We start from the raw sequence: 23,412 nt of genomic DNA, 5'->3' as shown, positions 1-23,412 counted from the left end.
CGGAGTGACATGCGCTGCCCCGCATGAAAGGGTCGGTGTGTGGTGGATCTCAACGGTTGGTACTACTGCCTGCGGCACCATGAGGTCGAGCACGGGCTCGGGTGCAAGGCGGCGGAGCGGATGGGTCCCTATCCGGATCAGGCCTCGGCCGAGCGTGCGCTGGAGATATCCCGGGAGCGCAACGAGGCCGCGGACGCGCAACGGCGTAAGTGGGACGACGACGATGACTGACGGCGCATAGGCTGGCTGGCGTGGAGCGCGCGCCGGAACGCGACACCAGGGCCGCGGCGGACTTCGCCGCGATCCGGGTCGAGTTCGGGCTGCCGGGGGAGTTCCCGACCGCGGCGCTGGCCGAGGCGGAGCAGACCTCCAGCGAGACCGTGCACCGGTTGCCGCGGCGGGATGCCACCGAGGTGCCGCTGGTGACCATTGATCCGCCGGGCGCCAAGGACCTGGACCAGGCCGTGTGCGTGCGGCGGCTGGCCAGTGGGTTCCGGGTGCACTACGCGATCGCCGACCTGGGTGCGGTGGTGCCGCCCGGTGGCGCGCTGGACGCCGAGGTGCGCAGGCGCGGGCAGACGCTGTACCTGCCGGACGGCAGTGTGCCGCTGCACCCGCCGGTGCTCTCCGAGGACGCGGCGAGCCTGCTGCCGGACCAGGTGCGCGACGCGGTGCTGTGGACCATCGAACTCGACGACGACGGTGAGCCGACCGGGGTGCACGTGGAGCGCGCGATCGTGCGTTCCACCGCCCAGTTCGACTACGCCACCGTGCAGGCCGCCATCGCCGACGGCACCGTGCATCCCTCGGTGGCCGCGCTGCCCGAACTGGGCAGGCTGCGCCGTGGACTGGCCGTGCGGCGCGGTGCGATCGAGCTGGCCCTGCCCGAACAGGAGATCCAGCCCGACGGCGCGGGTGGCTGGCGGCTGGTGGTGCGGCCACGGACCGAGGTCGACGGCTGGAACGCGGAGATCTCCCTGCTCACCGGCATGTGCGCGGCCCAGATCATGCTCAAGGCCGGGATCGGCATCCTGCGCACGCTGCCCGATGCCAACGAGGGCGCGGTGCACGAGCTGCGCCGCACCGCCGCCGCGCTGGGCCTGGACTGGCCTGTGGAGATGCCGGCGGCCGAACTGCTCGCCGGGCTGGACCCGGCCGAACCGACCTCGCTGGCGCTGTCCACCGACGCGACCCGGCTGTTGCGCGGCGCGGGCTACACCGCCTTCGACGGCGCCCCGCCCGAGGTGACCACGCACGCCGGGATCGGCGCCTCCTACGCGCACGTCACCGCCCCGCTGCGCAGGCTGGTCGACCGGTTCGCCACCGAGGTGTGCCTGGCGGTGGCCGCCGGGGTGCCGGTGCCGGAGTGGGTGCGCACGGCGCTGCCCGAGCTGCCCACGGCCATGGAGGTATCCGACCGGCAGGCCGCCCAGGTGGACCGGGCCTGCATCGACCAGGTGGAGTCCTGGCTGCTGGCCGACGAGGTGGGGCAGAGCTTCGCCGCGGTGGTGTTGCGCACCAACGCCGAGGGCGGCGAGATCTTCGTCACCGAACCGCCGGTGCTGGCCAAGTGCCGGGGCGCTGGCCTGGTCGAGGCAGGACGGGTGCGGGTGCGGCTGGTGGAGGCGGATCCCCTGCGGCGCAAGGTGTCCTTCGAGACGGAATGACCCTCCACACCAGACGGTTGCGTAGGGTGCGGGGATTGGTTCCACCACAGTCGTTGGAGGCGAAGTGAGCGAGCAGGACGTGCGCGGTGTGACGGTCGGGGTGCTCGGCGGCACCGGCCCACAGGGCAAGGGCCTGGCCTACCGCTGGGCGCGGGCCGGGCTGAAGGTCGTCATCGGGTCCCGCGACGCCGCCCGCGCCGAGTCCGCCGCCGCCGAACTGGCCGAGCTGAGCGGGGGCGCGGTCTCCGGCGCGGACAACGCCGCCTGCGCCACCGCCGCCGACCTGGTCCTGGTCGCGGTGCCCTGGGAGGCGCACGAGCCCACCCTGACCGCGCTGCGCGAGCAGCTCGCCGGGAAGATCGTCATCGACTGCGTGAACCCGCTCGGCTTCGACAAGCAGGGCCCGTTCGCGCTGGACGTGGCCGAGGGCAGCGCCGCGCAGCAGGCCGAGGGGCTGCTGCCGGACTCCCGGGTCACCGCCGCCTTCCACCACGTCTCCGCGGTGCTGCTCGCCGACCCCGAGGTGTCCACTGTGGACACCGACGTGCTGGTGCTCGGCGATGACCGCGAGGCCACCGACCTGGTGCGCGCGCTGGCCGACACCATCCCCGGCATGCGCGGGATCTTCGGCGGCAGGCTGCGCAACGCGGGCCAGGTGGAGGCGCTGACCGCCAACCTGATCGCGGTCAACCGTCGGCACAAGACGCACGCGGGCGTCCGGATCACCGGCGTCTGAATGCGTGACGACCTCGGCGAACCGGTCCGCCTCGGCGCTGTGCCGAGGCGGGTCGTCTCGCTGGTCCCCTCGCTCACCGAGGCGGTGGCGGTCACCGTGCCGGGCGTGCTCGCCGGGGTCACCGACTACTGCACGCACCCACCGCTGGACCTGCCGCGGATCGGTGGCTCCAAGTACCCGCGGGTGCCCGATGTCCTTGCCGCCCAACCGGATCTGGTGCTCGCCAACGCCGAGGAGAACCGGCCGGAGGACGTCGCCCAGCTACGCGCCGCCGGCATCCCGGTCTGGGTGAGCGCCGCCCCCGCCACCGTCCCGGCCGCCCTGGACTCCCTGGACCGCTTCTTCCGCGAGGTCTTCACCGCCGAACCCGGCTGGCTGCGGCAGGCCCGCGAGTTGTGGGCGGACCTGCCCGAGCAGCGCGGCACCGTGCTGGTCCCGGTCTGGCGCCGCCCGTGGGTGGTGCTCGGCCGCGCCACCTTCGCCGGAGACGTGTTGCGCCGCCTGGGTTTCGGCAACGTCTACGCCGATCACCCCGACCGCTACCCGCGCCCGCCACTGGCCGAACTGCTCGGCTGCGGCGCGGACCTGGTGGTGCTGCCGGACGAACCGTACGAGTTCACCGCCACCGACGGCCCGGAGGTCTTCCCGGGCCGCCGCTGCGTGCTGCTCTCCGGCCGCCTGCTCACCTGGCACGGCCCCTCGCTGGTGCCGGCCAGGGCCGAGCTGGCGGCGGCGTTCAGCGCCTGAACCGGTCCGTCGCCTCGATCAGGTGGTGCAGGGTGCCGGGTTCGTTGAAGGCGTGGCCAGCGTCCGGCACGATGATCAGCTCCGAGCCGGGCAGCGCGCGGTGCAGTTCCCAGGCCGTCACCGCCGGGGTCACCACGTCGTAGCGGCCCTGCACCAGCACGGTCGGGATGCCGGCGAGCTTGGCCGCGTCCCGGATGAGCTGGCCGTCCTCGTAGAACCCGCCGTTGACGAAGTAGTGCGTCTCGATCCGGGCGAAGGCCGCGGCGAAGGCGGGCTCGGCGTAGTGCGCGATGTGCTCGGCGTCCGGGTACAGCCGGGTGGTCGAGCCCTCCCAGACGCTCCAGGCGATCGCGGCGGGCTGCCACACCGCGGGGTCCGGGTCGGCCAGCCGCCGGTGGTAGGAACGCAGCACGTCGGCCTGCTCCGGCTCGGTCAGCACGTCCAGCACCGCCTGCCACTGCTCGGGGAAGAGGAACCCGGCGCCGCCCTGGTAGAAGAAGTCCAGCTCGTTGCGGCGCAGGGTGAAGATGCCGCGCAGCACCAGTTCGGTGACCCGGTCCGGATGCGTCTGGGCGTAGGCGAGGGAGAGCGTGCTGCCCCAGGAACCGCCGAAGACCTGCCAGCGATCGATGCCCAGGTGCTCGCGCAGCAGCTCCATGTCGGCGACCAGGTGCCAGGTGGTGTTCACCGACAGGTCGGTGGCCGGATCGCTCGCGTGCGGGGTGCTCTGGCCGCAGCCGCGCTGGTCGAACAGCACGATCCGGTAGGCGGCCGGGTCGAACACCCGCCGATGGGCCGCCGAGGTGCCGCCGCCGGGGCCGCCGTGCAGGAACACCGCGGGCTTGCCGTCAGGGTTTCCGCTGGTCTCCCAGTAGATCCGCTGGCCGTCGCCGACCTCCAGCCAGCCGCTGTCGTAGGGCTCGATCTCCGGGTAGAAGGTCCGCACGCGCACCGCTCCTAGTCGTGTCTACCTGATGGGATGAAGGCCATCATCGTCCCCCAGACCGTAGATTCGGGCGTATGGCTGGTGCGCAGTTCGGCAAGGAGACCTCCGCCCGCGGCGAGTGGGTGCGGCAGGCCAACCGGTTCACCCGGCGGATCACCGCCGACGGCTCCTCGGGATTCCCGGCCGAACGCGGCCGCTACCGGCTGGTGGTGTCGCTGGCCTGCCCGTGGGCGCACCGGGCGGTGATCGTGCGCAGGCTGCTCGGCCTGGAGGACGCGCTCTCCCTGGCGGTGGTCGACCCGATCCGGGACGAGCGCGGCTGGCGGTTCACCCTCGACACGGACGGGCGGGATCCGGTGCTGGGCATCGAATACCTGGCCCAGGCATACCACCGCACCGACCCGGAGTTCGAAGGCCGGGTCACCGTTCCGTCCATTGTGGACATCCAGACCGGCGAGGTGGTCACCAACGACTACCCGAACATCACCGTGGACCTCAACACCGAATGGCACGCGCTGCACCGGCCGGGCGCGCCCGAGCTGTACCCGGCTGAGCTGCGCGCGGAGATCGACGAGGTCAGCGAGGGCATCTTCCACGACGTCAACAACGGCGTGTACCGCTGCGGCTTCGCCACCACCCAGCTCGCCTACGAGGAGGCGTTCACCGCGCTGTTCGCCCGCCTCGACCAGCTCACCGAACGCCTGTCCACCCGCCGCTACCTGGTCGGGGACACCATCACCGAGGCCGACATCCGGCTGTTCACCACGCTGGTCCGCTTCGACGCGGTCTACCACGGCCACTTCAAGACCAACCGGCACAAGCTGGCCGAGCTGCCGGTGCTGTGGGCCTACGCCCGCGACCTGTACACCACACCGGGTTTCGGCGACACGGTGGACTGGGACCACATCAAGCGGCACTACTACGTCACGCACGACAACATCAACCCGACCCGGATCGTGCCCCTGGGACCTGACCTGACCCACTGGTACGAGCCCCACGGCCGGGAAGCCTTGGGCGGCCGTCCTTTCGGCAACGGCACCGCACCCGCGTCCCACGCCTGAGACGACAAACGGCGGCCGTCCCCACCGGGGAGCGGCCGCCGTTTGTGTGTGCGTTCAGTGGAAAACGTGCTCCGGCGCCGGGAACTGGCGTCCGCGTACCTCGGCCGCGAACTCGTTCGCCGCGCCCGCGATCATGCCGCCGACATCGGCGTAACGCTTGACGAAGCGGGGCGCCTTGCCCTGGTTGAGCCCGGCCATGTCCTGCCACACCAGCACCTGCGCGTCGCAGTCCGGGCCTGCGCCGATGCCCACGGTCGGGATGGCCAGCTCGGAGGTGATCCGCTTGGCCACATCGGCAGGCACCATCTCCAGCACCACCGCGAACGCCCCGGCCTCCTGCAGCGCCATCGCGTCGGCGACCATCTCGTCCCCGGCGTCGCCGCGGCCCTGCACCCGGTAGCCGCCCAGGTTGTGCTCGCTCTGCGGGGTGAAACCGAGGTGGCCCATCACCGGCACGCCCGCGCTGGTGATCGCCTCCACGTGCGCGGCGAACCGGCGGCCGCCCTCCAGCTTCACCGCGTGCGCCTGGCCGTCCTTCATGAACCGGACCGCGGTGGTGAGCGCCTGTTCGGGGGAGACCTGGTAGGAGCCGAACGGCAGGTCGGCGACCACCAGTGCCTTCTTCACCGAGCGGGTGACCGCCCGGACCAGCGGCAGCATCTCCTCGACCGTGACCGGCAGCGAGGTCTGGTAGCCGTAGACGGTGTTCGCGGCCGAATCGCCGACCAGCAGCACCGGGATCCCGGCCTGGTCGAAGATCGCGGCGGTGAAGGTGTCGTACGCGGTGAGCATGGGCCACGGCTCGCCGCGTTCCTTTAGCTCACGCAGGTGGTGCACCCGGACCCGCTTGGTCGGGCCACCCGGCGCGGGGGCCGCTCCGGTGCCGTAGGGGGCCTGGCCTTCGCCATGGGACACAGCAGTCATCGTTGACCGTCCTCTCCTCGCCCCTCGAGGCCCGACCTCACGCGGGTCCCCGGGTTCGCTGGGAAAATGCAGTGCCAGCTCAGCGTGACACGTGGTGCACACCTCGGCACGCCGGTGGGAGCAGCTTCACACCCCCTTGACCCGGCGCACCGCCTCGGCCACTGTGTCCGGCCGGTCCAGCGGCATCATGTGCCCGCAGCGCTGGACCAGTTCATGCCCGCCACCGGGGACCAGCCGGGCCAGCCGGGCGTGTCCGGCCAGGATCCGCCGGGCCTGCCGGGGCCTGCCAAGGGCCCCGGCCGCGGTGAGCACCAGCCAGGGCAGTTCGGGCAGCGGGTGCCTGGCGCGCACCGCCTCCAGTTCGGCGACCAGGTCCGGGTAGGCGGCCAGCTCGTCCAGGATCGCGCCGATCACCTCCGGCCGCCGGTACACTGCCTCGATCCGGTCCAGCGGCGCCACCTCGCGGTGGGTGTGACTGCCGGTGCGCAGCACGGACCGGCGGCTGGCCGGACCGGACCAGCCGGCCAGCGCCCGGCCCAGCCGCCGCATCCCGGGCACCCGTCCGAGCGCGAGCAGCACCCGGGCGAAGACCGCCTCCCCGTCGAAGGGCCTGCCCACCCCCGGCGGCTCCGGGCTCGGGTCCAGCAGCACCGCCCCGGCCACCCGATCCGGGCGCAGCCGGGCGTAGCCCTCCACGTGCAGCCCGGCGATGGAGTGCCCGACCAGCACCGCCCGCGCCGCGCCCACCCCGTCGAGCACCGCGTCCAGCACGGCCACCTCGCGGGCCAGACTTGGTGGGGCCAATGCAGGTCCGCTGTCGCCGGTGCCGGGCCGGTCGAAACACACCACCCGCAGGTCAGCGGCCAGCAGAGCGACCACCGCGGGCCAGTCGAACCAGCCGCCGCCGAGTCCGGCGGAGAGCACGACCACCTCGGCGGCGGCGGGACCGTCCACCTCGACCCGCAGCAGCCCGGCGGGCGAGGAGATCAGCGAGGGCACCCCGCCAGCCTGCCGCATCGCCTGCGGACCGGGTGGATCGGCAGATCGAATACGGTGAGCACCGTGAGGCGGCACACTGCGGACGAAGCGGCGATCCGGACGGCCCTGCCGAGGTGGCAGAGCCGGGCGGCCGGGATCGTGGCCACCGTGGTGCAGCTGTCCGTGCTGTCCTGCCTGCTGCTGTTCACCGTGACCGACCTGCACGGCGATGTCGCCGAGGACGACTACAACGCGCCGGTGGTGCTCTTCGGCGAGGTCTTCAACGCCCTCGGCCTGCCGGTCGAGCCGAACATGGTGATCATCCTGGTGCTCGCGGTGCTCGGCGCCGCGCTGCGCAGGCGCAAACGGGCCGCGCTGTGGACGTTACTGCTGTTTCAGATGATCAACCTGACCATCTCGCTGAGCGCGTTGCTGCTGGCCTGGCTGTTCCCGGCGGCCATGGAGATGCAGCCGGAGCTGGTCGAGGAGATCCTGGACTACGCCTGGTGGCGGCCGCTGACCACGGTGGCCATCTCGCTGTTCCTGCTACTGCTCGTGCCCGCCTTCCCGGCCCGGCTGGCCATCGGGGCCTGGCGGCGGGCGATGGCCGTGCTCGGCTCCGGCATGGTCGTGGTGGTCTGGATCGGCTGGGGCCTGACCCACCTGTACCCGGACTCCGCCTTCGAGCCGACCGACCGGCTGCTGTGGGTGCTCAACCAGGTCACCGGCGAGATCCCGCCCGCCCGCCAGCTCGGCGTGGTGGACGGGCCCGGCTCGCTCAGCGTCACGCTCAGCCTGCTCAGCGCGGTGGTGCTGGGGTACGCGCTGGCGGTGTTCTTCCGCGGCGTGCGCACCCAGCGGCTGATGTCCCCGGCCGAGGAGCTGCGGCTGCGTGAGCTGCTGGCCGAGCACGGCGAACGCGACTCACTCGGCTACTTCGCCACCCGCCGGGACAAGAGCGTGCTGTTCGCGCCGAACGCGCAGGCCGCGGTCACCTACCGGGTGCTCGGCGGCACCAGCCTGGCCAGCGGTGATCCACTCGGCGATCCGGACTACTGGCCGCAGGCCATCCACGCCTGGCTGGCCGAGGCCCGCCGTTACGGCTGGGTGCCAGGGGTGCTGGGCGCCTCCGAGCACGGCGCGCACGCCTACGCCGCGGCCGGGCTGAAGGTGCTGGAGATCGGCGACGAGGCGATCCTGGAGGTCCGCGACTTCAGTCTCACCGGCAGGCACCGCCGCGCGGTCCGGCAGGCGGTGAGCAGGCTGGAACGCGCCGGGTACACCGCGCGGATCCGCCGCCACGGCGAGATCCCACCGCACGAGCTGGGCAAACTGGTCGACCTGGCCCAGGAGTGGCGCGGCGAGGGCAGCGAACGCGGGTTCTCCATGGCGCTGGGCCGCCTGGACGACGCCAGCGACGGGCGCTGCGTGATGGTCGAGGCCTACGACGCCGGCGGCAAGCTGCGCGGCCTGCTCTCCTTCGTGCCCTGGGGCCGCACCGGCCTGTCCCTTGACCTGATGCGGCGGGACCGGCAGGCCGAGAACGGGCTCAACGAGTTCCTCGTCTCCGAACTGGCCGCGGCCAGCGGACGCCTTGGCGTGCAACGCATCTCGCTGAACTTCGCGATGTTCCGGGCGGTATTCGAGGAGGGCGCGCAACTGGGCGCCGGACCGGTGCTGCGGCTGTGGAAACGGGTGCTGAGCCTGTTCTCCCGGGTCTTCCAGCTGGAATCGCTCTACCGGGCCAACGCCAAGTACGGCCCGCGCTGGGAACCGCGGTACCTGTGCTTCCCCGGCTCCCGGAAACTGCCCAGGGTCAGCATCGTGGCCGGGGTCGCCGAGGGTTTCCTGCCAGCCACCCGCACCCTGCGCCGCAACTCCGCCCGCGACCTGCGCACCGGCGAGGTGGCCGCGGAGTTCGTCCGCCAGGTCGCCCAGATCGAGGAACGCGCCCGCACCGTGCGCGCCCCGGCCGCGCGGCTGCCCGAGCAGGTCCGGGTGCGCCGCCGCAAGCTGGACCGGTTGCGGGAACTGGGCATCGACCCATACCCGGTGAACTTCGACCGCGAACTCACCCTCGGCGAGATCCGGGCCGCGCACGACGGACTGGCCCCGGACAGCCACACCGGCGTGCAAGTGCGCATCGCCGGACGGGTGGTGGCCAAACGCGAACTGGGCCAGCTCTGCTTCGCGGTGCTGCGCGATCTCACCGGCGAACTCCAGGTGATGCTCGCGGTGGACGCGCTGGGCAAGGCGCTGCTGGACGACTGGAAACTGGCCGTGGACATCGGCGATCAGGTCGGCGTGATCGGCCAGGTGGTCACCACCCGCCGCGGCGAGCTGTCCGTGCTGGCCACCGAGTGGGAGATGACCGCCAAGTGCCTGCACCCGTTGCCGGATCGGCGTAAGGGCCTGTCCGACCCGGAGGCCAAGGTCCGGCAGCGCTACCTGGATCTGGCGGTCAACCCGGACGCCGGGCAGATGCTGCGGTTGCGCAGCACGGTGATCCGCTCGGTCCGCGACTTCCTGCACGACCGGGACTACCTGGAAGTCGAGACCCCGATGCTGCAGGCGGTGCACGGCGGGGCCAACGCGCGCCCGTTCGTCACCCACATCAACGCCTACGACATGCGGATGTACCTGCGGATCGCGCCCGAGCTGTACCTCAAACGGCTGTGCGTGGCCGGGGTGGACCGGGTCTTCGAGCTGAACCGCAACTTCCGCAACGAGGGCGCGGACGGCACGCACAACCCCGAGTTCACCATGCTGGAGGCGTACCAGGCCTACGCCGACTACGACACCATGCTGCGACTGACCAGGGAACTGGTGCAGCGCGCGGCCACCGCCGCCTACGGTGCGCCGATCGCCCGGCACCGCGACCGCGCGGGCAAGATCGTCGAGCACGACCTCTCCGGGGAGTGGCCGGTGATCGGCTGTTACCAGGCGATCTCCACCGCGCTCGGCGAGGAGATCACCCCGGACAGCGGCCGGGCCGAACTGCGCGCGCACAACCAGCGCGCCGGGCTCACCGTGGCCGATGACGCCGGGCACGCCCAGCTGATCCAGCACCTCTACGACCACCTGGTGGAGGCCCGCACCGGCGCCCCGGTGTTCTACCGCGACTTCCCGGCCGAGGGCTCGCCGCTGACCCGCAGGCACCGGGTGGACCCGCGGCTGGCCGAACGCTGGGACCTGGTCGCCTTCGGCAGCGAGATCGGCACCGCCTACTCCGAGCTGACCGATCCGGTCGAGCAACGCGACCGCCTGGAGGCCCAGTCGCTGCGCGCGGCCAGCGGCGATGTCGAGGCGATGGAGCTGGACGAGGACTTCCTGCGCGCGCTGGAGTACGGCATGCCGCCCACCGGCGGCCTGGGCATCGGCGTGGACCGGCTGCTGATGATGCTCTCGGGCGCGTCCATCCGGCAGACCGTGCTGTTCCCGTTCGCCCGCCCACTGGGGCGCAGACGGTAATCGGACCGCAACTGGCGAGTGTGCGCCGTTTCGCAGCCGGGAACGGCGTTCCGGAGCAGGATCTACCCCATGGTTGTCTCCACCCGGCTGCCGACCACCATCCTGGGCGGCGGCTATCTCATGGTGGGTGTGCTCGGGCTGAACGCGCCGGGCAACACCCTGCTCGGTGTGTTCACCGCCGATCTCGCGCACAGCTGGCTACATCTGGCGCTGGGCGCGATCCTGCTGGTCGGCGGCACCGCGGGCGGTCGCTGCGGCACCGGCGCGCAGCTGCTGTCCGGGGCGCTGGCCGGGGTCGCGGGCACCCTGGGACTGGCGCTGACCGGCAGCGGACCGTTCCTGGCCACCACCGCGGACAACATCCTGCACCTGAGCACCGCGATGCTGTTGCTGGTGCTCGGCCTGTCCACCGCGGTCCGCACACCACCGGCCAGGCCGGGCCGGTACGGGCCGCTGTCGGTGGCCAGCTATTGCGGGCGCTGAACCCCTGGCCCAGCTCCGCGAGCTGGGCCAGGTCCCGCGTCAGCTGTGGTGCTCGCGCCAGAGATTGGTGATCGGCAGCCGCCGGTCCCGCCCGAACGCCTTGAAGGTGATCTTGGTGCCCGGCGGGTACTGGCGGCGCTTGTACTCGGCCCGGTCCACCAGTTGCAGCACCCGCTCCACCAGGGCCTGGTCGAAGCCTGCCGCGAGCAGCTCGGTGAAGCCCTTGTCGCCCTCGACGTACTCGTCCAGCACCGCGTCCAGCAGCGGGTAGTCCGGCAGGCTGTCGGAGTCCTTCTGGTCGGGCCGCAGCTCGGCCGAGGGCGGCTTGGAGATCGAGTTCTCCGGGATCGGCGGCACCTCGCCGCGCTTGTCCGCCTCGGCGTTGCGCCAGCGGGCCAGCCGCCAGACCAGCGTCTTGGGCACGTCCTTGATCGGGGCGAACCCGCCGACCGCGTCGCCGTAGATGGTGGAGTAGCCCACCGCCAGCTCGGTCTTGTTGCCGGTGGCCAGCACCAGGTGCCCGTGCTGGTTGGACAGCCCCATCAGCGTCACGCCGCGGGCGCGGGCCTGCACGTTCTCCTCGGCCAGCCCGGTCAGCCCGAGCTGCTCCACGAAGACCTTGACCACCTCGCCGATCGCCCTGGTCTCGTAGTGCGTGCCCAGCCGCCGGGCCAGCTCGGCCGCGTCGGACTTGGAGTGCTCGGAGGAATAGTCGCTCGGCATGGACACGCCGTGCACCGCGTCCGCGCCGAGCGCGTCCGCGGCCAGCGCGGCCACCACCGCGGAGTCGATGCCGCCGGAGAAGCCGAACACCACCGAGCGGAACTTGTTCTTGGTGACGTAGTCGCGCAGCCCGGTGACCAGCGCGTGCCACACCTCGGCCTCTTCGCTGAGTGGTTCGGCCACCGGGGGAGCGGGCTGGGCCTCATACGCGGGCAGCGGGTGCTCGCTGAGCACGGTCCGGCTGACCTCGAACCCGCCGATGTCGCCGGTCCCGGTGTGCCCGCCCGAGGTCAGGTCCAGGTCGAGCACGGTGAGGTGCTCGACGAACTGCGGCGCCCTGGTGAGGATCTCGCCCTCGGCGCTGACCACCAGCGAATCGCCGTCGAAGACCAGCTCGTCCTGGCCGCCGACCAGGTTCACATAGGCCATCGGCGCCCCGGCCTCCGCGGCCCGCCGGGCCACCAGCGGCCCGCGCGCGTCGTCCTTGTTCCGCTCATACGGCGAGCCGTTGACGCAGACCACCAGGTCCACCCCGGCCTGCCCGTAGGCGGCCACCGGCCCGCCGTCCTGCCAGATGTCCTCGCAGATGACCACGCCGACGTCCACCCCGTGCAGGCGCACGATCGGCAGCGCCTGGCCGGGCACGAAGTACCGGAACTCGTCGAAGACGCCGTAGTTGGGCAGGTGGTGCTTGGCGCACCGGGCGACGACCCTGCCGTCCTGGATCAGCGTGGCCGCGTTGCGCGGGCCCGCCTCGTCCCGGTCCAGGTAGCCGACCACCACGAGCGCGTCGCCGCAGCCCGCCGCGGCCAGTCGCTCGGCCAGCTCGTCCACGGCCGCCCGGGAGGCGGCGGCGAAGGACTCGCGCAGGGCCAGGTCCTCCACGGGGTAGCCGGTGAGCACCATCTCGGGGAAGGCCACCAGGTGGGCGCCGGCCTGCACGGCCTTGCTCGTCCACTCCACGACCATCTTCGCGTTTCCGACCAGGTCGCCGACGCAGGCGTTGACCTGTGCCAGGGCGATGCGCAACTGCGTCATCTGACTATCTTCTCCCAACGACTCCAGCGATGTACCGAGGCAGGACAGTTTTCGCCTGGCAGTATCGAACAGGTGAACCGGCTCCTGATACCCGCCCTGGCCGTGCTGCTGCTCACCACTGCCTGCGTGAACCCCATCGCAGGTGGCCCAGCCGAAGCCGTCCAGGTGGAGCAACGCGGACCGGCGGGTGCCGTGCCGCCAGGTCTGGAGAACTTCTACGGCCAGCGCCTCGGCTGGGGCCGCTGCGAGAGTTACGTGCGCGGTGAGGACCAGGCGCTGGCCTTCGCCCGGCGGGACGCCCAGTGCGCGCGGCTGACCGTCCCGCTGGACTACGCCAGGCCGGACGGGCCGACCATCAGCCTCGGCCTGCTGCGCCGTCCGGCCACCGAACCGGCCAGCCGGATCGGCGCGCTGGTGCTCAACCCCGGCGGCCCCGGCGGTTCCGGGATGAGCGCCGCCGCCCAGCTCGGCGCCAGCGCCACCGCGCCAGGACAGCGGCTGGAGATCACCCGCCGGTTCGACCTGGTCGGCTTCGACCCGCGCGGGGTCGGCGCCAGCGAACCCCAGGTGCGCTGCCGCACCGACGCCGAACGCGACGCCGAACGCCTGGACCTCGACCTGGACAGCTCGCCAGCCGGGATCACCCAGACCGAGGCCGAGGAGAAGGAACTGGCCACCCGGTGTCAGCAGCGGGTCGGCGAGGCGCTGCTGGCCACCGTGGGCACCAGGGACGTGGTCAAGGACGTCGACGTGCTGCGCTCGGCGCTGGGTGAGCCCAAGCTCAACTACCTCGGCTACTCCTACGGCACCCGGATCGGCACCGCCTACGCCGAGGCGTTCCCCGGCAACGTGCGGGCGATGATCCTGGACGGCGCGCTCGACCCGGACCAGGACCCGGCCGCTGAACTCCTGGCCCAGGGCGCGGGCTTCCAGAAGGCCTTCGACACCTTCGCCAAGGACTGCCTCAAGCAGCAGGCCTGCCCGCTCGGGCGCACCGCCGATGGCGCGGTCCCCGCGTTCCGGGCCCTGATGAAACCGCTGACCAGCACCCCGGCCGAGGCCACCGGCGGCCGCAAGCTGTCCTACTCCGACGCCACCACCGCGGTGATCCAGGCGATGTACAGCCAGCAGCTGTGGGAGCCGCTGCGCACAGGGCTGACCGAGCTGAAACAGGGCAGGGGCGAGACCCTGATGCGACTGGCCGACACCTACTACGGCCGCGGCGAGGACGGGAAGTACAGCAACCTCAACGACGTGTTCACCGCGATCCGCTGCGTGGACGACCCGCGCACCACCGACCCGGACCAGCGCCGCGAGCTGGACCGCCGCTACCGCGCCGCCGCGCCCTTCCTCGACGACGGCAACCCGCCCAGCCCGGCCAGGGACGCCTGCGCGTTCTGGCCGGTCCCGGTGACCAGCCGGCCGCACCTGCCCCAGGTCGACGGCCTGCCCAAGGTCCTGGTCATCTCCACCACCGGCGACCCGGCAACGCCCTACCAGGCCGGGGTCGAACTGGCCCAGGCGCTCGGCGGCGCGCTGCTGAGTTTCGTCGGCACCCAGCACACCGTCTTCGCCCAGGGCAACCAGTGCGTGGACACCGCGGGCACCGCCTACCTGACCGAACTGGCCCTGCCCGCCCCGGACACCCGCTGCATCGGCTGAACTTGGGCAGCCCCGGCGGGCGGCCGCCGGGGCCACCGGGCAGAGTGACGCCGTGACCCTGAAAGCCACCGGCCTGCTCGCCGCGCTCCTGCTGCTGGCCGCGTGCACGCCGAGTGCCCCCGAACCACCCAGGACGGATCCGGCGCTGGACAAGCTGTACGCCCAGAAACTGAGCTGGGGACCGTGCCCGCCGCTGGCCGCCTCCAGCCAGCAGCAGGAGGCCTTCGCCGGTCAGGGCCTGGAGTGCGCCAAGCTCACCGTGCCGCTGGACCACGCCAAACCGGGGGAGAAGACGATCTCCCTTGGCGTGCTCCGGGTGGCCGCCACCGAGCAGGCGGGCCGGATCGGCTCGCTGGTGTTCAACCCGGGTGGACCCGGCCAGTCCGGCATGAGCCACCTCGCCGTCGAGGGCCCCAAGATGGTCGAGCTGCGCAAGCGCTTCGACCTGATCGGCTTCGACCCGCGCGGGGTCGGCGCCTCCGAACCCAAGGTCCGCTGCCTGGACGCGGCCGAACGTGACGCCCAGCGCCTGATCCACATCGACCCGGCCGCGCCGGACGCGGTGGCCCGGACCGAGGCCGAGGCCAAGCAGGTCGCGGACAAGTGCGCCGAACGCACCGGCAAGGACGTGCTCGCCGTGCTCGGCACCCGCGAGGTCGCCAAGGACCTGGACCTGCTGCGCGCCGCCCTCGGTGACGCCAAGCTCAGCTACGTCGGCTACTCCTACGGCACCCGGATCGGCACCGCCTACGCGGAGAACCACCCGGACAAGGTCCGCGCGATGGTCCTGGACGGCGCGGTCGACCCGAACCAGGACCTCTCCGCCGCCCAGCTCGCCCAGGAGGAGGGCTTCGCCAAGGCATTCGCCGCCTTCGCCAAGGACTGCGCCAAGCAGGCCGCCTGCGCGCTGGGCCGCAAACCGGAGCTGGCCGAGGACAACCTGGACAAGCTCACCGACCCGTTGAAGAAGACCCCGCTCAAGGTCGGCGCCCGCAAGCTCTCGGCCAACGACGTCGGCATCGCGCTGACCGCCGCGCTCTACACCCAGGAGCAGTGGCCCACCCTCAACCTGGCCCTGCTCGCCCTGCAGGCCGGTCAGGGCGAACTCGTGCTGGCCTTCGCCGATGCCTACCTGGGCCGCGCCGAGGACGGCAGCTACGCCGGGGACACCGACCTGCTCACCGCGGTGAACTGCGTGGACACCCCGCCGGTCACCGACCGCGCCCAGGTCGAGGCGAACACCCGCAAGATCGCGGACAAACTGCGCGAGATCCGCGGCGGCAAACCCGACCCGGAACCGCCGGTGGCCGCGCTGGACGTGTGCGCGCACTGGCCGGTCCCGCCCACCGGCAAGCCCCACCAGCCCAAGGCCGACGGCCTGCCGCGCACCGTGGTCATCTCCACCACCGGCGACCCGGCCACCCCGCACCAGGCGGGCATCGAGCTGGCCAAGGCGCTCAACGCGCACCTGGTGACGGTGGAGGCCACCCAGCACGGCGCGTTCCTGCTGCGCGGGAACAAGTGCGTGGACGACCCGGTCACCAGGTACCTGCTCGACTCGACCCCGCCCGCGGACAACATCCGCTGTCCAGGTTGAGCGGCACGCCACAACATCGACCCAAGTCCCACAGCCGAGCATTTAGGGTTACGCCATGGATCGCCAGCAGGAATTCGTGCTGCGCACGCTGGAGGAACGCGACATCCGGTTCGTCCGGCTGTGGTTCACCGACGTGCTCGGCTTCCTCAAGTCGGTAGCCGTCGCCCCGGCCGAGTTGGAGGGCGCCTTCGCCGAAGGCATCGGCTTCGACGGCTCGGCGATCGAGGGCTTCGCCAGGGTCTATGAGTCCGACATGGTCGCCAAACCCGACCCGGCCACCTTCCAGGTGCTGCCCTGGGAGACCGCGGACGGCCAGCTCTACTCCGCGCGCATGTTCTGCGACATCACCATGCCCGACGGTTCGCCCTGCTGGTCGGACCCCCGGCACGTGCTGCGCCGCACCCTGTCCAAGGCCAGCGAGGCCGGGTTCACCTGCTACGTGCACCCCGAGATCGAGTTCTTCCTGCTCAGCAAGCTCACCAACGACGGCACCGAACCCGAGCCCGCGGACAACGGCGGCTACTTCGACCAGGCCAGCCACGACACCGCCCCGCACTTCCGCAGGCACGCCATCGAGGCCCTGGAGGCCATGGGCATCTCGGTGGAGTTCAGCCACCACGAGGGCGCGCCCGGCCAGCAGGAGATCGACCTGCGCTACGCCGACGCGCTGACCATGGCCGACAACGTGATGACCTTCCGGTACGTGGTGAAGGAGGTGGCGATCAAGGACGGCGTGCGCGCCTCCTTCATGCCCAAACCCTTCTCCGACCAGCCCGGTTCGGGCATGCACACCCACGTCAGCCTGTTCGAGGGCGACCGCAACGCCTTCTACGACAGCGAGGACCCCTACGAACTGTCCGGCACCGGCAAGGCGTTCGTGGCCGGCCTGCTCAAGCACGCCCGCGAGATCAGCGCGGTCACCAACCAGTGGGTCAACTCCTACAAGCGGCTCATCGTCGGCGGCGAGGCCCCGACCGCGGTCTGCTGGGGCCACGCCAACCGGTCCGCGCTGGTCCGGGTGCCGATGTACTCCCCTGGCAAGGCATCCTCGCGCCGGGTGGAGATCCGCAGCATCGACTCGGCCTGCAACCCGTACCTGGCCTACGCGGTGGTCCTGGCGGCCGGGCTCAAGGGCGTGCGCGAGGGCTACGAACTCGCGCCGCCCACCGAGGACGATGTGTGGTCGCTCACCGAGTCCGAGCGCCGCGCCGCGGGCTATGACAGCCTGCCGCAGAACCTCACCGAGGCGCTGACCGCGATGGAGAACTCCGAACTGCTCGCGGAAACCCTGGGCGAGGGCGTCTTCGACTACTTCCTGCGCAACAAGCGCGCGGAGTGGGACGCCTACCGCCGCCAGGTCACCCCGTATGAGCTGCGCACTTATCTGCCAATGCTCTGACCCTCTTGACCGCTGGACCATCCGGAGGATGAGGTGGAGGCATGCGCCGCCTCCGGATGGTCACCACCCTCGCGGGTGAGCTGGACGCGGCCACCATCCCCAGCCTCCAGTCCCGGATGGCCACCGGGGAGTTCACCCCGACCGAGCTGACCACCGCCTACCTGCACCGGATCCACACCCTGGACCCGCTGCTGCGCGCGGTCATCCGTACCGAACCCGCCGCCCTGACCGCGGCGCACGCCAGCGACGAACGCCACCGCACCGGTCACCGGCTCGGCCCGCTGGATGGCATCCCGGTGCTGCTCAAGGACAACATCGGCGCCGGTGTCACCACCGCGGGCTCTCGCGCGCTGCGCTGCCACCAGCCGGCCGACGCCGTGCTGGTCCGCGCGCTCAAGGCCGCCGGCGCGATCATCCTGGGCAAGACCAACCTGTCCGAGTGGGCCAACTTCCGCTCTACGGGCTCCACCTCCGGCTGGTCCGCGCTGGGCGGGCAGACCGCGAATCCCCATGTGCTGGACCACAACCCGGCCGGTTCCTCCTCCGGCTCCGCGGTCGCGGTCGCCGCCTCGCTAGCCCAGGTCGCCGTCGGCACCGAGACCGACGGCTCGATCGTCTGCCCCGCGGGCGCCACCGGCGTGGTCGGCCTCAAACCCACCCTCGGCCTGATCAGCCGCACCGGTGTGATCCCGATCTCGGCCGAGCAGGACACCGCGGGCCCGCTGGCCCGGCATGTGATCGACGTCGCCCTCACCCTGGCCGTGCTGCGCGGCCGCGACCCCGCCGACCCGGCCACCCACGCCATCCCACCCGGGTCCGCCGCACCCGTCGCACTGGCCGGCCTCCGCCTCGGCCTGTGGCGGCGGGCCGGTGTGGACCTGGCCGCCGACCAGGTGATCTCGGCCGCCGTGGAGGTCCTGCGCGGCGCGGGCGCCACCGTGCTCGAGGTCGACCTGCCGTACCAGCGGGAGATCACCGACGGCGAGTTCCCCTGCCTGCTCACCGAATTCCGGCACGACCTGGAGCGCTACCTGGCCGCCTGCCCGCCGTTCCCCTGCGGCCCGCGCACCCTCGCCGACCTGGTCGAGTTCAACCGCGCGGACCCGATCGAGTTACACCGGTTCGGCCAGGAACTCTTCGAGAAGGCCCTGACCGCACCGGCCCGCACCGACCCCGGCTACCTGGCCCAGCGCGCCCGGATCACCCGGCTGGCCCGCGCCGCCATCGACGAAACCCTTGCCGCCCAACAACTCGACGCGCTCATCGCACCCAGCAACGCCCCGGCCTGGCGCACCGACTATCCGGCAGGCGATGACTACCGGCTCAGCTCCTCCACCCCGGCCGCGGTCGCGGGTTACCCGAACGTGTCAGTTCCGGCAGGATTCGCCGGCCCCCTCCCGGTCGGCCTGTCCATCTTCGCCGGCCGCTGGCAGGACGCCGGGGTGCTCGCCATCGCCACGGCTTTCGAGCAGGTCAACCCGGTCCGCCGAGCCCCGCTACTCCTGCCGCGGCTCGCCGTCAACGATCTTGGGGCCGCCCGTTGAGTGATCAACAGGATGTTTTCGCGGACTCGGGGAACGACCCGGCGGCGGCTAGGTTGGCCGATGTGACCGAAACCTTCGTCACCGCCCAGCCGTTGGCCGTGCCGCGTGTCGAGCTGCCCGACCCGCCGCAACCGGCGGTCACGCCCGACCCCGCGGCCGCACCCCCGGTGGTCCTGCGGGCCTGCACGGTGGCCACCAGGGCCCAGCTGCCCGCGGTGCGCGTGCTCACCACCTCCTTCCTCGGCAACCACCAGGACGGCCAGTTCATCGCGCTGGTGGTGGACGCCGATCCGGACGCGGCCGGGCCAGGGGTGCTGACCCCGGCCGACATCGGCGTGTCCACCGAGGAACTGCACCGCCTGGCCACCGCGTGCACCGCGCGCGAGCTGTGCGCGGTGCTGCAACCCCGGCTGCTCACCCACCTCATCGGCGAGGGCGGCCCGGTGCTCTACCTGGACCCGAGCGTGGTCGTGCTCGACTCGGTCGCCGAAGCGGTGCTGTCCGCCGCCGCCAGGGTGCCGGTCGTGCTGGTCCCGCGGGTGCTGCGGCCGCTGCCCAGGGACGGCCGCCGCCCCGGCCCGGCCGAACTGCTCGCCGCGGGCACCTTCGACCCCGGCTTCCTCGCGGTCACCCCCGGCGCGGAGGAGTTCCTGGACACCTGGGCCGAACAGGTCCGCGAGGCTCCCGACGCCGCGGGCGCCTTCCTCGACGGCGCGCCCGCCCTGGTCGACCACCACGTGCTGCGCGACCCCGGTATCGGCGTGTCCGCCTGGAACGCAGGCCAGCGTGCGGTCCGCCGCGACGAGGCGGGCACCCTGCTGGTGGACCAGACCCCGCTGCGCACCGTGCACTTCGCCGGGTTCGACCCGCAGCGCCCGTGGCTGCTCTCCGCCGAACTCGCCGACCGCCCGCGGATCCTGCTCTCCGAACATCCGCCGCTGGCCGAGCTGTGCGCCGGTTACCGCAACGACCTGGTCCGGGCCGGACACACCGCGCACCCGGTGGCCTACCGCTTCGGCGCGGTCGGCGACGGCATCCCGCTGCCCGCGCAGCTGCGCCGGGACTGGCAGGCCGCCCAGGGCGCGGACGCCGCGCCGCCGCCGGCCTTCGGTGTCACCGCAGCCGAATTCCTGCGCTGGGCCTGCGCGCCCGGCGACCCGATCCAGGCCGCCGCGGGCGGTTCCCGCTGGGCAGCGGCCCTGTGGCGGGAGGACCCCGCGCTCCGCGAGCGCTACCCGGACCCCTTCGACGGCGACGCCGCCGGCTTCCGCGAGTGGTGCGCGGGCGCCGGGGTCGCCACCGGCCGCCTGCACCCCGGCGCGGTGCCCCGTGCCGACGCCGGGCGCGGTCCGATCCTGATCGACCAGCTCGGCGTGAGCGTGGTCGGTTCCGGACCCGAGGCCGAGCTGCTGCGGGCCGCGGTGCGCGCCTCCGGCCTGCCCTCGGCCGACGAACCGAGCTACCCGGTGGTGCTGCGCTGCGCAGGCGCGCCCACCCCGCCTGCCGACCGGTACGTGATCAACGTGCTGCCCGAGCCCGGCGCGCGGCCCGGCCCGGCCAGTGAGCTGTGGGTCGCCTCCGACAGCAGCCGCAACGCGCTGCAACGCACCGGCTGGCCGCCGGTGCGCACCATGCCGCTGCCGGTGGTGGACCGCGGCGCGGTGGACGCGGACACCCGCACCATCGCCAGGGACCGGGTCGGCCTGGCCGACGGCGTGGTCTTCGCCGCCACCGTCGACCACTCCGCCGAACGCCAGGGCAACGCGCTCGGCCTGGTCGCGGCCTTCCTCGCCGCCTTCCCCGACCGGCACGACGTGCACCTGTTGCTGCTGGTCAACGGCGCCCAGCAACATCCGGAAGCCGCCGAGCGACTCCGCCTGGCCACCGCGGCCGACCCGCGGATCATCCTGGTCGAGGAAAGCCACGGCGACACCCTGCTCGACGCCGCCGACTGCGTGGTCTCACTGCACCGCGCCGAGGGCGTGCCCGGCGACCGCACCGCGCTGGTGCTGGCCTCCGCCGCCACCCGCGGCCTGCCGGTGCTGGCCACCGAAGCGGGCGCCATCGCCGAACTGCTCGGCTCCGACGCCGCGATGCTGGTGCCCTGCCACCCCGGCGGCCGCGAACCCGACGCCCAGTCCGCGGTCCGGCTGCTGCGCGCGATCGCGGACAACCCGGAGACCGCGGCCAAACTCGGCGCGGCCAGCCGGGAGTACCTGCTGCGCACCCGCGGCGTGGCCATCGCGGGCGAACAGGTCCGGGAACGCGTGGAGCAGGCATTCCGTGCCTGGCGCACCCGCCGCGCCGCGGCCAGGCACGGCCACGGCGAGGACCCGCTGCGCCCACTCCAGTCCGCCAAGCACGCGTTGCTGCGCCGCGCCGATCCCGGCGTGGAAAGCCGGATGCCGATGGCCCCGCAGCTGCGCAAGGCCGTGTTGCGGGTGCTCAGCCACTACGACAACCACCTGCGCGAGGTGCTCAACGCGGTCGTCGACGGCGTCGAGCGCACCGCGAGCGAACTGGCCCGCCGCCAGCACGAGATCGAGTCCGGCGACCTGGGCGGCCAGGACCTGACCGCCGAGGTCGCCGAGCTGACCGACCGGCAGGCCCAGCTGGACGACCAGCTCGTTGGTGTGGACGACGGCGTGGTCCGGGCCAGGGCCGACCTGGCCGCCCAGGGCCGCCGCATGCGCACCATCGAGGAGGCGGTCACCAGCCAGTCCAGCACCAGGGACAAACAGGTGGCCGAGCTGGCCGACCGGATTGACCGGCTGACCATCGCGCTGGACCGCACCCTGGACCGGATCGACGACCTCGAGTCCCGGATGGCCGGCTCGCTGCGCGAACGGGACAGCAGGCTCGGTGCCGGCATCCGCGCCGCGGAGGAGGCCCGCAGCACCGCGGACTCGCTGCGCCGGGTGGTGCTGCGCGAACACCAGCGCACCACGGTCGAACCCGAGCACGCGCCGCAGTCCTCGGTGGTGCTGACCGAGGCCGGGCTGATGCGCCTGCCCAGCGAGGACGCGCTGATGCTGCCGCTGCTCTCCAGCAACGGGGTGTGGCAGCCCGAGGTGTGCGCCCTGATCGACTCGCTGCTGGAGCCGGACGGGGTGTTCGTCGACGTCGGCGCCTACATCGGCTACCACTCGATCCGGGTGCTGAGCAGGCTCGGCGCCAGCGGTGCGGTGGTCGCGGTCGAGCCCAGTGCCACCGCGCGGGAGCTGCTGCACCGCAACGCCGAGCTGAACCTGCCAGGCCCGATCGCGGACCGGCTGGCCGTGCTCGACGTGGCCGCCTGGGACACCGTGACCACGCTCGGCGTGCGGCCGGCGCTCTCCGGCGGGATCTCGGTCTACGAGGCCGAGGCGGACGCCGAGGTCGAACGCGTGCAGGCGGTCCGGCTGGACAAGGCGATCGAGGCGTTGCCCGAGATCAGCCAGCTCAGGTTGTCCGTGGTCATGGTGGACGCGGCTGGCTTCAGCCACCGTGCGCTGGGTGGTCTGGTCCGCCTGTTGCGCCGGGACCGGCCACACGTGGTGTGTTCGTTCGCGCCCCGGGCCATCACCGAACAGGGTGCCGATCCGATCGCGGTACTGCAGGAATTCCGCGTCTGGGGGTACGAGTTGGTCCCCGTTGGCTCCGATGAGTCACGAGAACCAGCTGAGATCGTCCAGTTGGCCGACGCCCGATCGGGTCTAGGCAGTGCGCTGCACCTCTGGTTGCGTCCCAAGGACCGCCGAAGCTGATCGCGGACCGGGGGTTTGATCGTCCGTCAAGCCCCTGGCCAGGCGATTTGACTTCTGCGCCAGCCCTGCGTAACTTTCTCTCTGCCAGCGCGGAACGGCCCCGGGAAATCGGGTGGCGGTCCGCTGGTAGGATCACGAACCAAGCTCCCGCCCACAGGGTGGTAGAGTGGGTGACCGAAAAGCTTCCAGGACAATCAAGCCCCGGAACAACTGTCGGCCTCTGCGGCTGGTGGTTGTGCGGTGTGCGTGTGTTCTTTGAGAACTCAACAGTGTGCCGATGTAAGCCAGTAGAGCTTATATATTTGAAACCTCGTTTGAGGTTCCTTTGAGATCACATTGATAAAGGATTGCGTCTAGCGATCCTGACAGTCTGTGGTCAGACACCATTCATTGATGGAGAGTTTGATCCTGGCTCAGGACGAACGCTGGCGGCGTGCTTAACACATGCAAGTCGAGCGGTAAGGCCCTTCGGGGTACACGAGCGGCGAACGGGTGAGTAACACGTGGGTAATCTGCCCTGCACTCTGGGATAAGCCTGGGAAACTGGGTCTAATACCGGATATGACAACCTTGGGCATCCAGGGTTGTGGAAAGTTCCGGCGGTGCAGGATGGGCCCGCGGCCTATCAGCTTGTTGGTGGGGTAATGGCCTACCAAGGCGACGACGGGTAGCCGGCCTGAGAGGGCGACC

16 protein-coding genes and 1 rRNA gene are annotated in these 23,412 nt (G+C 71.9%); 13 read left to right on the top strand and 4 right to left on the bottom strand.

The window, feature by feature from the left end; all coding sequences use genetic code 11:
* Window positions 1-42 precede the first annotated feature (42 nt).
* The 4 genes from ACTOWY_RS02545 to ACTOWY_RS02530 all read left to right on the top strand — a co-directional run bounded on the left by ACTOWY_RS02545 (window position 43) and on the right by ACTOWY_RS02530 (window position 3,150).
* Complete coding sequence (locus ACTOWY_RS02545; RefSeq protein WP_282105969.1) at window positions 43-231, top strand: hypothetical protein; 189 nt, start codon at window positions 43-45, stop codon at window positions 229-231.
* A 20-nt stretch (window positions 232-251) separates the two neighbouring features.
* Window positions 252-1,667 carry an RNB domain-containing ribonuclease gene (locus ACTOWY_RS02540; RefSeq protein ID WP_441307981.1) on the top strand — a complete coding sequence of 472 codons (1,416 nt, stop codon included), beginning with the start codon at window positions 252-254 and terminating at the stop codon, window positions 1,665-1,667.
* A gap of 64 nt (window positions 1,668-1,731) precedes the next feature.
* Window positions 1,732-2,403 carry an NADPH-dependent F420 reductase gene (npdG, locus tag ACTOWY_RS02535; RefSeq protein ID WP_441307980.1) on the top strand — a complete coding sequence of 224 codons (672 nt, stop codon included), beginning with the start codon at window positions 1,732-1,734 and terminating at the stop codon, window positions 2,401-2,403.
* Window positions 2,404-3,150 (top strand): helical backbone metal receptor, encoded by a 747-nt coding sequence (locus ACTOWY_RS02530; RefSeq protein WP_441307979.1) that lies wholly within the window; start codon window positions 2,404-2,406, stop codon window positions 3,148-3,150.
* On the opposite strand, the gene pip is transcribed toward ACTOWY_RS02530, so the two are convergent.
* Complete coding sequence (pip, locus tag ACTOWY_RS02525; RefSeq protein WP_441307978.1) at window positions 3,140-4,096, bottom strand: prolyl aminopeptidase; 957 nt, start codon at window positions 4,094-4,096, stop codon at window positions 3,140-3,142. The two genes, ACTOWY_RS02530 and pip, sit on opposite strands and share 11 nt — an antisense overlap.
* Window positions 4,097-4,170: 74 nt before the next feature.
* Here pip and ACTOWY_RS02520 point away from each other — a divergent pair, with 74 nt between their 5' ends.
* The gene (locus tag ACTOWY_RS02520; protein ID WP_441307977.1) at window positions 4,171-5,157 is read left to right on the top strand and encodes a glutathione S-transferase family protein; all 987 of its coding nucleotides are present in this window, start codon (window positions 4,171-4,173) and stop codon (window positions 5,155-5,157) included.
* 54 nt (window positions 5,158-5,211) lie between these two features.
* On the opposite strand, the gene panB is transcribed toward ACTOWY_RS02520, so the two are convergent.
* Both panB and ACTOWY_RS02510 read right to left on the bottom strand, forming a co-directional pair.
* The gene (gene panB, locus ACTOWY_RS02515; protein ID WP_441307976.1) at window positions 5,212-6,081 is read right to left on the bottom strand and encodes a 3-methyl-2-oxobutanoate hydroxymethyltransferase; all 870 of its coding nucleotides are present in this window, start codon (window positions 6,079-6,081) and stop codon (window positions 5,212-5,214) included.
* 126 nt (window positions 6,082-6,207) lie between these two features.
* Window positions 6,208-7,080, bottom strand: coding sequence for an alpha/beta fold hydrolase (locus ACTOWY_RS02510; RefSeq protein WP_441307975.1), 873 nt, complete (start codon window positions 7,078-7,080; stop codon window positions 6,208-6,210).
* Window positions 7,081-7,143: 63 nt separating this feature from the next.
* Between ACTOWY_RS02510 and lysX the strand changes: the two genes are divergently transcribed.
* Together lysX and ACTOWY_RS02500 are read left to right on the top strand one after the other, a co-directional pair.
* Window positions 7,144-10,530, top strand: a complete 3,387-nt coding sequence (gene lysX / locus ACTOWY_RS02505) for a bifunctional lysylphosphatidylglycerol synthetase/lysine--tRNA ligase LysX (protein WP_441307974.1) — start codon at window positions 7,144-7,146, stop codon at window positions 10,528-10,530.
* 69 nt (window positions 10,531-10,599) lie between these two features.
* Window positions 10,600-11,013, top strand: coding sequence for a hypothetical protein (locus tag ACTOWY_RS02500; RefSeq protein WP_441307973.1), 414 nt, complete (start codon window positions 10,600-10,602; stop codon window positions 11,011-11,013).
* Between the two features lie 39 nt (window positions 11,014-11,052).
* On the opposite strand, the gene ACTOWY_RS02495 is transcribed toward ACTOWY_RS02500, so the two are convergent.
* Complete coding sequence (locus tag ACTOWY_RS02495; protein ID WP_441307972.1) at window positions 11,053-12,774, bottom strand: NAD+ synthase; 1,722 nt, start codon at window positions 12,772-12,774, stop codon at window positions 11,053-11,055.
* 72 nt (window positions 12,775-12,846) lie between these two features.
* On the opposite strand from ACTOWY_RS02495, the gene ACTOWY_RS02490 reads away from it, so the two are divergent.
* The 6 genes from ACTOWY_RS02490 to ACTOWY_RS02465 all read left to right on the top strand — a co-directional run.
* A complete protein-coding gene (locus tag ACTOWY_RS02490) occupies window positions 12,847-14,436 on the top strand; it encodes an alpha/beta hydrolase (protein WP_441307971.1) in 1,590 nt (529 codons plus the stop codon).
* A 52-nt stretch (window positions 14,437-14,488) separates the two neighbouring features.
* Window positions 14,489-16,033, top strand: a complete 1,545-nt coding sequence (locus ACTOWY_RS02485) for an alpha/beta hydrolase (RefSeq protein ID WP_441307970.1) — start codon at window positions 14,489-14,491, stop codon at window positions 16,031-16,033.
* Between the two features lie 55 nt (window positions 16,034-16,088).
* Window positions 16,089-17,432, top strand: coding sequence for a type I glutamate--ammonia ligase (gene glnA / locus ACTOWY_RS02480; RefSeq protein ID WP_247759891.1), 1,344 nt, complete (start codon window positions 16,089-16,091; stop codon window positions 17,430-17,432).
* 41 nt (window positions 17,433-17,473) lie between these two features.
* The gene (locus ACTOWY_RS02475) at window positions 17,474-18,976 is read left to right on the top strand and encodes an amidase (protein WP_441307969.1); all 1,503 of its coding nucleotides are present in this window, start codon (window positions 17,474-17,476) and stop codon (window positions 18,974-18,976) included.
* A 62-nt stretch (window positions 18,977-19,038) separates the two neighbouring features.
* Window positions 19,039-22,722, top strand: coding sequence for an FkbM family methyltransferase (locus tag ACTOWY_RS02470; protein ID WP_441307968.1), 3,684 nt, complete (start codon window positions 19,039-19,041; stop codon window positions 22,720-22,722).
* 390 nt (window positions 22,723-23,112) lie between these two features.
* Window positions 23,113-23,412: ribosomal RNA gene (locus tag ACTOWY_RS02465) — 16S ribosomal RNA — on the top strand; the annotation flags it as partial.

Origin of the sequence: Crossiella sp. CA198, assembly GCF_052078295.1 — a bacterium.
Lineage (GTDB): Bacteria > Actinomycetota > Actinomycetes > Mycobacteriales > Pseudonocardiaceae > Crossiella.
Note: the sequence above shows the minus strand (reverse complement) of the source record. Positions and strands in the feature narration are given on the sequence as shown.